At 70.3% G+C, this 12,208-nt stretch carries 10 protein-coding genes; 5 read left to right on the top strand and 5 right to left on the bottom strand.

The window, feature by feature from the left end; all coding sequences use genetic code 11:
* Window positions 1–379 precede the first annotated feature (379 nt).
* A complete protein-coding gene (locus PV734_RS12060; RefSeq protein WP_319096542.1) occupies window positions 380–706 on the top strand; it encodes a hypothetical protein in 327 nt (108 codons plus the stop codon).
* An 80-nt stretch (window positions 707–786) separates the two neighbouring features.
* Here PV734_RS12060 and PV734_RS12055 read toward each other — a convergent pair whose 3' ends face one another.
* Window positions 787–993: a hypothetical protein gene (locus tag PV734_RS12055; protein WP_319096543.1), complete on the bottom strand. Its 207-nt coding sequence runs from the start codon at window positions 991–993 to the stop codon at window positions 787–789.
* Window positions 994–1,231: 238 nt separating this feature from the next.
* Here PV734_RS12055 and PV734_RS12050 point away from each other — a divergent pair, with 238 nt between their 5' ends.
* From PV734_RS12050 to PV734_RS12035, 4 genes are read left to right on the top strand one after another with little or no spacing between them, the layout of a single operon-like run.
* A complete protein-coding gene (locus PV734_RS12050; RefSeq protein WP_319096544.1) occupies window positions 1,232–1,669 on the top strand; it encodes a MarR family winged helix-turn-helix transcriptional regulator in 438 nt (145 codons plus the stop codon).
* Window positions 1,670–1,708: 39 nt separating this feature from the next.
* Window positions 1,709–4,216 (top strand): MFS transporter, encoded by a 2,508-nt coding sequence (locus PV734_RS12045; protein ID WP_319289444.1) that lies wholly within the window; start codon window positions 1,709–1,711, stop codon window positions 4,214–4,216.
* Between the two features lie 6 nt (window positions 4,217–4,222).
* Window positions 4,223–5,071, top strand: coding sequence for a YceI family protein (locus PV734_RS12040; protein WP_319289443.1), 849 nt, complete (start codon window positions 4,223–4,225; stop codon window positions 5,069–5,071).
* Between the two features lie 9 nt (window positions 5,072–5,080).
* On the top strand, window positions 5,081–5,551 hold the full coding sequence (locus PV734_RS12035) for a PPOX class F420-dependent oxidoreductase (RefSeq protein ID WP_319096547.1): 471 nt from the start codon (window positions 5,081–5,083) through the stop codon (window positions 5,549–5,551).
* 336 nt (window positions 5,552–5,887) lie between these two features.
* Here PV734_RS12035 and PV734_RS12030 read toward each other — a convergent pair whose 3' ends face one another.
* The 4 genes from PV734_RS12030 to PV734_RS12015 form a co-directional block, all read right to left on the bottom strand.
* On the bottom strand, window positions 5,888–6,697 hold the full coding sequence (locus PV734_RS12030; RefSeq protein WP_319096548.1) for a TetR/AcrR family transcriptional regulator: 810 nt from the start codon (window positions 6,695–6,697) through the stop codon (window positions 5,888–5,890).
* A 128-nt stretch (window positions 6,698–6,825) separates the two neighbouring features.
* Window positions 6,826–8,322 carry an MFS transporter gene (locus tag PV734_RS12025; protein ID WP_319289442.1) on the bottom strand — a complete coding sequence of 499 codons (1,497 nt, stop codon included), beginning with the start codon at window positions 8,320–8,322 and terminating at the stop codon, window positions 6,826–6,828.
* A 101-nt stretch (window positions 8,323–8,423) separates the two neighbouring features.
* The gene (locus tag PV734_RS12020) at window positions 8,424–10,706 is read right to left on the bottom strand and encodes an ArnT family glycosyltransferase (RefSeq protein ID WP_319289441.1); all 2,283 of its coding nucleotides are present in this window, start codon (window positions 10,704–10,706) and stop codon (window positions 8,424–8,426) included.
* Window positions 10,703–12,202: a bifunctional glycosyltransferase family 2/GtrA family protein gene (locus PV734_RS12015; RefSeq protein ID WP_319289440.1), complete on the bottom strand. Its 1,500-nt coding sequence runs from the start codon at window positions 12,200–12,202 to the stop codon at window positions 10,703–10,705. The genes PV734_RS12020 and PV734_RS12015 overlap by 4 nt, the downstream gene beginning before the upstream one ends.
* Window positions 12,203–12,208: the final 6 nt, after the last annotated feature.

Genomic DNA, 12,208 nt, shown 5'->3' with positions numbered 1-12,208 from the left:
GCGCGCGGCTGAACGGACTCACTCCCACTCAGCCCACAGGAACGGTACGTGCCGGTCGAGCGACCGGCGATCGGCGGTACGGCGATCGCTCCCACCGGGGAGGTGACGTTCGTACCGCTGGAGGGACGGCAGCCGGAGACTCCGGCTCCCAACCCGCCCGCTGGACAAGGCAGTCGACCGCGCACCCCCTGCGACAGGGCCCGGGGCAGCGCCCCTTCCGGCAGCGCCGGCCGCTCCTCCAGGAGACGCCGGCTCCGGCCGGACAAGCACGGGTTCAGCGGATCCGGGGCCGACACCGAGGCAGACGTCGACACCGACATCGACATCGAGTGTCACACCGGGGCCGGGGCCGACAGCTCCGACAGCTTCCACAACACCGGTGCCGTCAACGCCCACCGGTCCCGCGCGGCTGGTCACAGGTGCGCTGGTACGAGAGTCCACGGACAGACGCTGGTGCGAGAAGGCGACGCTTCCCTTCCACAACACCGGTGGCTCACCGGTGCGTTCGGGCACGGTGACCTTCGGCACGCACATCATCGACCTGCTCGGCATCGACTGGGCGACCATCGAGTCGACGGTGCCGCTCCCGACGCCGATCGGGCCGGGTACGGGGCGCGAAGAGAGCTGGACGGTGTGCGTGGAGGAGTGGCGCGTGCCGTGGGGGATGCGGGTGGACACCCGAGTCGTCGGGGTGCAGTGGGAGTAAGCAGGGGGCAGGCGGACAGGGCGACGAGCCGCCGCTCCGCCGTGCACCGGCGGACAGGCGGTCACGTCCTCGCGTAGGCCCTACTTGAGCGCCAGCCAGGCCACCGCCGCGATCACCAGCACGGCGACGACCACGCCGACGATCAGGCCGATACGGGGGCCCGCCGGCGCAGGTGCCTGGCGGCCGCCGCCCTGAGGGGTCTCGTCGACGAACGCTCGGAACATCTGGGTGCTGCCCGCGGGGTCGTAGTTGCCCTCGGGGCCCTGGGGGTTGGGGGTGTTGGCCATGGTGCGAGACCCTAGCGAACTCGACGGGGCGCGCCCAAGCTGCCCCCCTCTCTCACCCATCTCACCTGCGCGTTTACGTTCGCCAATGCTTGCCTTTGCCAAGTTTTTAGCCCTACCCCTCGCAATTTCATTTGCCTGTAGCAACCAATCTTTTCTATGGTTGCCCCAAGCAACGAATAACTGGACACCGGAGCAGGGCTCAGGGGACCGCACTCAGGGACCGCACTCAGGAGGTGTGATGGCCGAGCAGACGCAGTACGAGGAGCTGGTGCGTCAGTTCAGTGCCTTCGGGGCCGTCAAGCGGGAGATGGGGCGGATCATGCCGCCCGAGTGTCCCGGCGGTTCCGCCACCGTGCTGACGCTGCTCGGCCGGTACGGGGACATGCGGATGAGCCGGCTCGCCGAGCTGCTGGCCGTCGACATGTCCGTCACCAGCCGCCATGTCGCCCACGTCGCCGGACGCGGCTGGATCGAACGGCTCCCCGACCCCGCCGACAAGCGCTCCCGCATTCTGCGGCTGACCCCGTCGGGGCACGCGCAGATCGGCGAGCTGTCACGACGGACCACCGAACTGCTCGCCCACCGGCTCGCCGACTGGAGCGACGAGGAGGTCGGGCAGCTCGCCCGCCTCATGGGGCGGCTCCGGGAGAGCTTCGGTACCCAACACACGCCGTAGCAAATGACGTGCAAGACGCAGCACAGACAAGGAAGTTCAATGGCAACGACCACACCGGCCGGTGTGCGGGCGGCGCACGCCAAGCACGGAGGAGGGTCCCACGGGTCCGCCGACGGCGCGCCGATGACGCACCGGCAGATCATGGAAGCGCTCACCGGGCTGCTGCTCGGCATGTTCGTGGCGATCCTGTCCTCGACGATCGTCTCCAACGCCCTGCCCGACATCATCAAGGACCTCGGCGGCGGCCAGAGCGCCTACACCTGGGTCGTGACCGCGTCGCTGCTCGCGATGACCGCGTCCACCCCGCTGTGGGGCAAGCTCGCCGACCTCTTCTCCAAGAAGCTGCTGATCCAGTTCGCGCTCGTCATCTTCGTGCTGGGCTCGGCTGCCGCCGGACTCTCGCAGAACGCGGCCATGCTCATCGGCTTCCGTGCCGTGCAGGGCGTCGGCATGGGTGGACTGTCCGCCCTCGCCCAGATCATTCTCGCGGCGATGATCTCCCCGCGTGAGCGTGGCCGCTACAACGGCTACCTCGGCGCCACCTTCGCGACCGCGATGGTCGGGGGACCGCTGATCGGCGGGGTCATCACCGACACCAGCTGGCTCGGCTGGCGCTGGTGCTTCTACGTAGGCGTGCCCTTCGCCGTCGTCGCCCTCGTCGTGCTGCAGCGGACCCTGCACCTGCCCGTCGTGAAGCGCAAGGCCAAGGTCGACTGGACCGGCGCCTTCTTCATCACCGCGGCCGTCTGCCTGCTGCTGGTCTGGGTGACCTTCGCCGGCGACAAGTACGACTGGGTGTCCTGGCAGACGTACGCGATGATCGGCGGCACCGTCGCCCTGCTCGGGATCTTCGTCCTCGTCGAGTCGAAGGCCAGTGAGCCGATCATCCCGCTGCGGCTCTTCCGCAACCGCACGATCACCCTCGCCTCGCTCGCCTCGCTCTTCGTCGGCGTCGCGATGTTCGCGGGCACCATCTTCTTCAGCCAGTACTTCCAGCTGGCCCGGGACAAGTCGCCGACCATGTCAGGCGTCATGACGATCCCGATGATCGGCGGCCTGTTCGTCGCCTCCACCGTCTCCGGGCAGGTCATCACCCGTACGGGACGCTGGAAGGCGTGGCTGCTCTCCGGCGGTGTGCTGGTGAGCGCCGGTCTCGGTCTGCTGGGCACCCTGCGCTACGACACCCCGTACTGGCACGTCGCCATCTACATGGCGCTGCTCGGGCTCGGCGTCGGCATGATGATGCAGAACCTCGTGCTCTGCACCCAGAACCAGGTCTCCCCCTCCGACCTGGGTGTCGCCAGCTCGGTGGTCACCTTCTTCCGTTCCCTCGGCGGCGCGATCGGCGTCTCCGCGCTGGGCGCGGTCCTCAGCCACCGGATCACCGACCACCTGAAGGACGGCCTGGCCACCATCGACCCGAAGTACGCCTCGGCGCTCTCCGGTTCCACGAACAACACGATCCCCGACCTCGACGTGCTGCCCGCGCCGCTGCGCACGGTCATCGAGGGCGCGTACGGCCACGGCATCGGTGACGTCTTCCTCTACGCCGCCCCGGTCGCCCTGCTCGCGCTCGTCTTCTCCGTCTTCATCAAGGAGGTCCCGTTGCGGACCAAGGGCGCGCTGGCGCAGGCCGCGGAGGAGAAGCAGGCCGCTCTCGGCCCGGTCGCCCCGGCCGCAGAGGTCAGCGACACGGAGAAGGTGCCCGGCGCCGTCGCCACGGTGGCTGTCGCGGCCACCGGGACCGGCGAGACCTTCGAGCCCGTCGAGGAGCCTTCCGGTGGCGGGATTCCGGTACGGGGTCACGTGCGCGGTGCCGAGAGCGCGCCCGTTCCGCAGGCCGCCGTCACGCTGATCTCCCTCACCGGACGTCAGCTGGGCCGCGCGGTCGCGCAGGGCGACGGCGCCTACGCGCTGGACGCGCCGGGCACCGGTTCGTACGTCCTGATCGCCTCGGCGGACGGGTTCCAGCCGCAGGCCTCGACCGTCGTCGTGAACGGCGAGCCGGTCTCGTACGACATCCTGCTCAGCGGCACCAGTGGCCTCAGCGGGCTGGTGCGCGGCGCCGAGACCGGGGTGCCCGTCAAGGACGCCATGGTGATCGTCACCGATGTGCGCGGGGATGTACTGGCCACCGGGACCACCGGTGAGCAGGGCGAGTTCACGTTCGCCGAGCTGGTGCCGGGTGGAGTGACGGTCGCCGTGAACGCCGCCGGGTATCGGCCGCGGGCGCTGCCCGTCGAGGTCGGCGGCACCGGGGTCACCCGGGTCGAGGTGGAACTGGCGTCCGGGGCGCACGTCCAGGGTGTCGTACGGGCGCCGCACGGGCCGCTCGGGGACGCGCGGGTCACGCTCGTCGACGCGGCCGGCAACGTGGTCGGCTCGTCGACGACCGGTACGGACGGGGCGTACGCCTTCACCGATCTGGACAGCGGCGAGTACACGGTCATCGCGACCGGCTACCCGCCGGTGGCCACCGCCCTGACCGTCACGGGCCGCGGCGCCGACGACCACGACATCGAACTCGCCCACCCGGGCGGGGAGTAGCAGAACATGAACGGCACCACAGGGATCGCAGGGGTCACGGGGCTGAGTGCGCGGGTTCGTACGCGGGACGGGTGGGCCGTGTCGCACGCCGTCGTCACCGTGACCGACATGACCGGCGGGCAGGTGGTGCGCGCCGGGGCGGACGCGGACGGGGTCGTGCGCGACGCGACCCCGCTCGCGCCCGGCGCGTACACCGTGATCGTGACGGCCGTCGGCTACGCGCCCACCGCGTCCAGCGCCATCGTCACCGTGAGCGGACGCGCCGAGGTCGGGACCGTCACGCTCGCCCGGCTGGGCGGCGGCGCCGAACTGCCGCCGCCGGGGCCGTGGACCGTCGACCCGGCCCACTCGTCCGTCGGGGCACTCGCCCAGCATCTGGGCATCTCCAGCGTGCACGGACGGTTCACCGAGTTCACGGCGACGATCGAGATCGCGCCGGACGACATCGCCAAGTCCCGTGTGGAGGCGGTCATCTCGGCGGCCTCCATCGACACGGGCAACGGCACGCGGGACGACCATCTGCGGTCCGCCGACTTCCTGGACGTGGACACCCACCCCGAGATCACGTTCCACTCGACGGGTCTCACCCCGGCCGCCGGTTCCGACCGCTGGACCGTCCACGGCGAGCTGACCATGCGCGGTGTCGTACGGCCCGTCGACCTCGACCTCGCCTACCTCGGCACCGGCGCCGACCCCTGGGGCGGCACCCGGGCCGCGTTCCGGGCGACGACGGAGCTGCGGCGCGAGGACTTCGCCATGAACTACAACCAGGTGGTGCGGGCGGGGATCGCGGCGATCGGTACGACGCTCAGGGTGGAGCTGGACATCCAAGCCGTGCGGGGGCCCAGCCTCTAGGCTGCCCGTATGGCACCGAACATCGCTACGAACACCGCCGTGTCCCTGGCCGAGCTGCTCGACTTCGTACGGCCCCGCCACCGGGCGATCCTCCTCACCCGGCGCGCGGACGGGTCCCCCCAGGCCTCGCCGCTGACCTGTGGGGTCGACGACTCGGGGCGGGTCGTCGTGTCGACCTACCCCGAGCGCGCCAAGACGCGCAACGCCAAGCGGGACGAGCGCGTCAGCCTGCTCGTGCTGAGCGACGACTGGGACGGGCCGTGGGTCCAGATCGACGGCACGGCGGAGGTCATCGACTCCCCGGAGTCGGTCGAGCCGCTCGTGGAGTACTTCCGGAACATCTCGGGTGAGCACCCGGACTGGGACGAGTACCGCGCGGCCATGGTGAAGCAGGGCAAGTCGATCATCCGGGTCACCCCGGACAAGTGGGGGCCGGTCGCCACCGGCGGTTTCCCGGCGAGGCTTGCTCCGCAGGGGTAGGCGGGGAAACGGGGGTGGGCGGCGACGAGGCTCGGGTCGATGCGGTGAGCCTCGTCCTGGGGGCTCCGCCCCCGGACCCCCGGTCGCGCTGAACGCGCTCGTCCTCAATCGCCGGACGGGCTGGATGGTGCCGGGCGGCGTCCGGCGTCCTCGGGCCCCGGACGCGCTGAAAGGCCTGGCCGCGCCCGCAGACACTGATCACGCTGGAAGAGACCGGCCGCACCCTCAGCCACCCGACCCGCTGGAAAGGCCCAGTCGCCCCTCAGGCACCGACCCGCTGAAGAAGACCGGCCGCCCCCTCAGGCACCGACCCGCCGGAAAAACCCGGCCGCACCCTCAGCCACCCGACCCGCTGGAAAGGCCCGGCGCCGGAGTCTCGTCGTCCTGCCTCGTGACCATCGCCTCGATGCCCGCCACCAGCAGTTCCAGTGCGAAGTCGAAGTCCCGCTCGCGCATCTCCTGGACCGTTTCGCCGCCCCTCGCCGCCATCATGTCCGCCGACTCCTGGACCAGTTCGGCGACCTCGGGGGCCGCCCCGACCGCGCTCATGGCGTGCTGGAAGAAGGCGTCCTGGGTCATTCCGGCGTCCTTGCAGCGGGCGATGAAGTGGCCCTCGATCGTGCCGAACCCGTACACGAACTGGAAGACGGCGGCGATGGCGCCGGTGAGTCCTCGCGCGGGCAGGCCGGTCCGCCGGATCACCCGCTGGACGGCACGTGAGAAGGCCTGCGCGTGCGGGCCGATGTTGAGGTAGGTCCCGGCGAGCGGCGACACCCAGGGGTGGCGGACCAGCAGGGCCCGGTACTCGCCGGCCAGTACCCGGAGCTGGTCGCGCCAGTCCTCGCCTTCGGCCTCCGGGTCGGGCAGGCGCAGTTGGGCGCCGGCCGCGTCGAGGGCGAGTTCGAGCAGGTCGTCCTTGTTGTCGACGTACCAGTACACCGACATGGCTGTGACGTTCAGCTCGGCGGCCAGCCGCCGCATCGAGAACCTGGCCAGTCCCTCCGCGTCCAGCAGCCGAACGGTCGCCTCGGTGATCCGGTCCCGGTCCAGGCCAGAGGGCTGCCCGCCACGACCGGTACTGCTCCGGCGCGCCTTCCCGTCAAGCCAGACACTGGTCCGCGCAGGCCGTTCAACTGCTCTCACCATGGCGCGCCTCCCGATACATACGTCCGCTTGCAAGGATGCCAGGCCGCGGCCGGCCCAAGGGGCGCGGGGAACTGCGCGATCAGCCACAGACGGCCCGCAGCCGCACAACAAGCCGAACCCCCGAGTTCCTAGGCGGCAGTCACCCGCTCGGCCCTGCGCAACAACACCGCAGCGACCACCCCACCGAGCAACACAGCTCCCGCCCCCACCAGCTGACTGGTCTCCAGCCCGGAGGCGAACGCCTCCGTGATCCGTGCCCTCTCCGCCGCCGACCCCGCCTCCGCCAACGCCCCCGGCAGGGACACCGCGGCCACGGAGACCAGCGCGGCGAACCGCGAGTTCAGCACCGCGCCGAGCACCGCGACCCCGAGCCCCTGCCCGAACTCCGCCACCGTGCCGTTGATCCCCGCCCCGACTCCGGCCTTCTCCGGCGGAATCGAGCTCATGATCGCGTGCGCCATCGCCGGGCTCGCCACCGCTGCCCCGGTCCCGATGAGCAGCAGGCCGAGCAACGTACCCGCGTAACCGCCGGAGGCAACCGTCGCGATGGAGACCAGGCCGCACGCCATCAGCGTCATACCGAGCCCGATGGCGAGGGGCGTCCCCAGTCTGGCCGCCCATTTCGCCGAGACACCGGTGAAGTTGAGCGCGACGATCGCGAGCGCGAGCGGTGCCGTACGCAGCCCCGCCTCCAAGGGGCCGTAGCCGAGCACGAACTGCATGTGCTGGGTGAGGAGAAAGAGCGAGCCACCCATCCCGAAGGTGATCAGCACCGCGCCCGCGACCGCCCCCGTGAACCGCCGGTTCCTGAAGAAGTGCGTGTCGAGCATGGGGTACGGGATCCGGCTCTCCCAGTACGCGAAGGCGCCCAGCACCATGACCGCGACGGCCGCCGGCACCAGCACCCGGCCCGACGTCCAGCCGTGTTCCGGGCCGGAGATGATGGCGAACACGAGCGAGGACATGCCGATCGTGGAGAGCAGCGCGCCCAGGAGGTCCGGACGGTCGCCGGTCGGGTTCTTCGACTCGGGTACGAGCGCCACGACCGCCACCAGCCCCAGCGCCGCGACCGGGATGTTGATGAGGAAGATCGCGCCCCACCAGAAGTGGTTCAGCATGAAGCCGCCGATGAGCGGGCCGGTGGCGAAGCCGAGCGAGTTCACCGCGGCCCAGATGCCGATGGCCTTCGGCTGCTCCTCGGGCGTGAAGATCTGCATCGCCACGGCGAGGGTGGTCGTCATCAGCAGCGCGCCGCCGACGCCCATCCCGGCCCGCGCCGCGATCAACTGGCCGGTGCTGTCGGCCAGTCCGGCGAACAGTGAGCCCACGCCGAACAGGGCCAGGCCCGCGATCAGCATCTTCTTGCGGCCGTAGCGGTCGGCCGCGCTGCCGGCGGTGAGCAGCAGGCCCGACTGGACCAGCGAGTACGCGTTGATCATCCACTGGATGTCGGAGGTACCGGCGCCCAACTCCCGGGTGAGGGAGGGGATCGCGACGTTCAGGACGGTGTTGTCGAGCAGCACGGTGAGCTGCGCGAGACAGATGACACCGAGGATCAGCCAGCGTTGGGGGTGCCCCTGGGCGGGCGGGGACTCCAGGGGGTTCGCCTGGGGGGACGTAGACATGCTGTACACCGTAGAACAGTTCCCTATACGGCGTACAACAGATAAAGGGCGGTGGGCCCGGAGCGAGATCGCTCCGGGCCCACCGCCTTGGAAACCGACCGTCAATTGCCGCTCGTCGTCGGCTGGGTCAGGTCGTAGAAGGTGGCCGAACCCACCGTCACCTTCTTGAAGTTGCTCTCGATCCACGAGCTGATCTGGGACGACGTGCTCGTGGTGCTGCTGCCGCCCATACCGCCGCCGGAGCCGCTGGAGATGAAGTAGTGGATCTTGCCGTCCTCCACGTACTTCTTGAACTCGGCCAGCGTCGGGGACGGGTCGGTGCCGTTGAAGCCGCCGATCGCCATCACCGGGTCGCCGGTGGAGAGCTGGTAACTCGCCGCGTTCTGGGCGCCGATGGCCGCCGCGGCCCAGGTGTAGTCACTTGCGTTCTTCTCCAGCAGGGCCTTGGCCTCGCTGCTGACGCTGGCGCCGTTGAGCAGACCGCCCACGCCACCGCCGCCGCCCATGCCGCCACCCTCGCCGGTCGCACCGCCACCGGGCATGCCGCCCTGCTGGTTGCCCTGGCTCTGGGAGTTGCCGTTGCCCTGCTGCTGGTTGCCCTGGGTGTTGTTGCCGCCGCCGGGGAAACCGCCGGTCGGGGGCTGACCCATGCCGCCACCGCCCGGGGTGTTGCCGGTGCCGTTCTGCTGGCCCTGCTGACCCCGCTGGCCGCCCATACCGCCAGCGCCGCCACCAGGACCGCCGCCCATACCGCCGCGACCGCCCTGTACGGACGGACCCGCGGTGACGATCGAGCCGGTGTGACCCTCGTTGAGGGTGGTGAGGGAGTACGCGGTCGGGCCCGCCAGCGCTGTGACGAAGCTCAACCCAACGACCGCCAGGGCCAGTTGGCGCCCGAGCCGGTTGACGAAGATGAGCCCCAGCGCGGCCGTGAGCCCGCCCACCAGCACCAGCCACTTCAGCCAGGGCAGGTAGTCGGAGGAACGGTTGAGGAGGACGTACCCCCAGACCGCGGTGGCCGTCATGGCACCGGCGAGCGTCAGCGACGCCCACATCTTGTCCCGCTCCTGCCAGAGCTGGGCCGCGCCCATTCCGACCAGCGGCGCGATGTAGGGGGCGAGGGCGACGGTGTAGTAGTCGTGGAAGATGCCCTGCATGTAGCTGAAGATCACCATGGTGATCAGCAGCGAGCCGCCCCAGAGAAGCAGCCCGGCGCGGGCGGTGTCCGTGCGCCCGGCCCTGCGGCCGGCCCAGATCGCCGCGGCGAGCAGGATCAGCGCGGCCGGGATCAGCCAGGAGATCTGGCCGCCGCTCTCGGAGCTGAACATCCGGCTCCAGCCGGTCGTGCCCCACATTCCGGTGCCGCCACCGCCGCCACCGCCGCCGACACTGCCGGTCTCGTCGCCGTTGATACGGCCAAGTCCGTTGTAGCCGAAGGTCAGTTCAAGGAAGGAGTTGTTCTGCGAGCCACCGATGTAGGGGCGCGAGGACGCCGGCCACAGCTCGACGATCGCGACCCACCAGCCGCCCGCGACGATCATCGCGAGCCCGGCGGCCAGTACCTGTCCGATGCGCCTGCGGACGCTGGTCGGCGCGAAGATCACGTACACCAGGGCCAGCACCGGCAGGATCAGGAAGGCCTGGAGCGTCTTGACCAGGAAGGCGAAACCGATCGCCGTACCAGCCCAGACCAGCCACTTCGTCTCGGCCTTCTCCATGGCGCGCTGGGTGCAGTAGACCGCGGCGGCCATCAGGAGCGCGAGGAGCGCGTCCGGGTTGTTGAAGCGGAACATCAGCGCGGCGACGGGCGTCACCGCGAAGGCCGCCATCGTGAGCAGCCCGGCCGTGGCGTCGAACCGGCGCCGCACGGACGCGTACAGCACACCTGCCGTGGCGACGGCCATCAGGACCTGCGGGAACAGGATCGCGAAGGAGTTGAGGCCGAAGAGCCTGACCGACAGCGCCATCGGCCAGAGGGAGGCCGGGGGCTTGTCGACGGTGATGGCGTTGGAGGCGTCGAGGGAGCCGAAGAAGAAGGCCTTCCAGGACTGGCTGCCCGCCTGAACCGCCGCCGAGTAGAAGGAGTTGGCGTATCCCGAAGCGGTCAGGTTCCAGGTGTACAGCGCGCCGATCACCAGCAGCGTGGCGAGAAACGCGGGCCGTACCCACCGATGGTCCTCGGGGCGACCGCGCCACAGTCTGCGTACGAAGGGCTGGTTGGGCTCACCGGAGGAGGCCTCGGGCCGGTCCGTGTCGGTAACCACCGTCTGCTGTACGGCAGTTGAATCCGGTGAATTCGGTGAATCCGGCGGCGGATACGAGGGGCTCGCACCCCCCGGCCCCGAGGGGCCCGTATGGGTCGTCTGGTCGAAGTGAGTGGTCATCGCGGGTTCCTCGGATCCTGGCTGTCGTGCGGGCGCACCGGCTGGAGCCGCGTGGTCGGATCCCCCCAGGTGCGGTCCGCGACATCACCGGCGCGGAACTGGTCGGTGGAGTAAGGGGAGTTGGTGTGCGTCGCGCTCGCGTACGGGCCCGCGGCGCCGGTGTTGCGTGTGCTGCCCTCGGTGTACGCCTGGAAGACGGGCGAGTTCGGGGTGTGCGAGGCGACCACCGTGGACGCGGACGAGTAGGCCGGCTCGTCGTGCTGGTCCGGGAACACCCAGGCCCTGAAGAGCAGGAACCGCAGCACCGTCGCCGCGAGGTTGGCGGCGATGAGCACCGCCAGTTCCGTGGAGTGGCCGGGGTCGCTGGTCGCCGCGTTGAGGGCGGCGAGCGAGCCGCTGGTCAGGGCGAGACCGATACCGAAGACGACCAGACCCTGCGCCTGGTGCCGCACCGCCCCGCCCCGGCCGGTCACCCCGAAGGTCAGCCGCCGGTTGGCCGCGGTGTTCGCGACGGCGGAGACCAGCAGCGCGAGCGCGTTGGCGATCTGCGAGCCGGCGAAGCCCCGGAAGGCGCTGTAGAGCAGCAGGTAGAAGAGGGTCGACATCCCGCCGACCACACAGAACCCGACGAGCTGGCGGGCCAGCCCCTTGGGTACGTCCTTGATGTCGCGGTCGCGCGGATCGTCGCCGAAGGGCCGGGTGAGCCGGTCCAGCGGCAGCGAGCCGGTGGCCAGGGCCTTGCCCACGCGCAACACTCCCTTCAGGTCGTCGGTCGCCGTCTTGACGATGTGGACGGTCGAGTCCGGGTCGTCGACCCAGTCGACCGGCACCTCGTGGATGCGCAGGCCCGCGCGCTCGGCGAGCACCAGCATCTCGGTGTCGAAGAACCAGCCGGTGTCCTCGATGAGCGGCAGCAGGATCTGGGCGACATCACGCCGGATGGCCTTGAATCCGCACTGGGCGTCCGTGAAGCGGGCCTGGAGCGAGCCACGCAGGATCAGGTTGTACGTCCGGCTGATGAACTCCCGCTTGGCACCGCGCACGACGCGCGAGGAGCGGGCGAGCCGGGAACCGATCGCGAGGTCCGAGTGACCGGAGATCAGCGGTGCCACCAGCGGCAGCAGGGCGTTCAGATCGGTCGACAGGTCGACGTCCATGTAGGCGAGGATCGGCGCGTCCGACGCGGACCACACGGTCCGCAGGGCCCGGCCGCGCCCCTTCTGCTCCAGCCGGAAGGACCTGACCTCCGGCAGCTCCGCCGCCAGCCGCGCCGCCACCAGGGGAGTGGTGTCCGTGGAGGCGTTGTCCGCGACCGTGATGCGGAACGCGTACGGGAACGTGCGCTTGAGGTGCTCGTGCAGTCTGAGCACGCATGGCTGGAGGTCCTTCTCCTCGTTGTAGACGGGGATCACTACGTCCAGGACAGGCGTACCGGCTGCCGCGGCCGGGAGGTGCTCCCGCGCCGGCAGGGTGCCGGGAGAAGAGTCGGTTCGCATAGGACC

The organism is Streptomyces sp. AK08-02, from assembly GCF_033795085.1.
In the GTDB taxonomy this organism is placed as follows: Bacteria; Actinomycetota; Actinomycetes; order Streptomycetales; family Streptomycetaceae; genus Streptomyces; species Streptomyces echiniscabiei.
The sequence above is the reverse complement of the archived record's forward strand: the minus strand, read 5'-3'. Positions and strand labels throughout refer to the sequence as shown.

Coding starts and splice junctions, on each gene's coding strand:
- PV734_RS12055 (WP_319096543.1), bottom strand. CDS start 993: ATGGCCAACACCCCCAACCCCCAGGGCCCCGAGGGCAACTACGACCCC.
- PV734_RS12050 (WP_319096544.1), top strand. CDS start 1,232: ATGGCCGAGCAGACGCAGTACGAGGAGCTGGTGCGTCAGTTCAGTGCC.
- PV734_RS12045 (WP_319289444.1), top strand. CDS start 1,709: ATGGCAACGACCACACCGGCCGGTGTGCGGGCGGCGCACGCCAAGCAC.
- PV734_RS12040 (WP_319289443.1), top strand. CDS start 4,223: ATGAACGGCACCACAGGGATCGCAGGGGTCACGGGGCTGAGTGCGCGG.
- PV734_RS12035 (WP_319096547.1), top strand. CDS start 5,081: ATGGCACCGAACATCGCTACGAACACCGCCGTGTCCCTGGCCGAGCTG.
- PV734_RS12030 (WP_319096548.1), bottom strand. CDS start 6,697: ATGGTGAGAGCAGTTGAACGGCCTGCGCGGACCAGTGTCTGGCTTGAC.
- PV734_RS12025 (WP_319289442.1), bottom strand. CDS start 8,322: ATGTCTACGTCCCCCCAGGCGAACCCCCTGGAGTCCCCGCCCGCCCAG.
- PV734_RS12020 (WP_319289441.1), bottom strand. CDS start 10,706: ATGACCACTCACTTCGACCAGACGACCCATACGGGCCCCTCGGGGCCG.
- PV734_RS12015 (WP_319289440.1), bottom strand. CDS start 12,202: ATGCGAACCGACTCTTCTCCCGGCACCCTGCCGGCGCGGGAGCACCTC.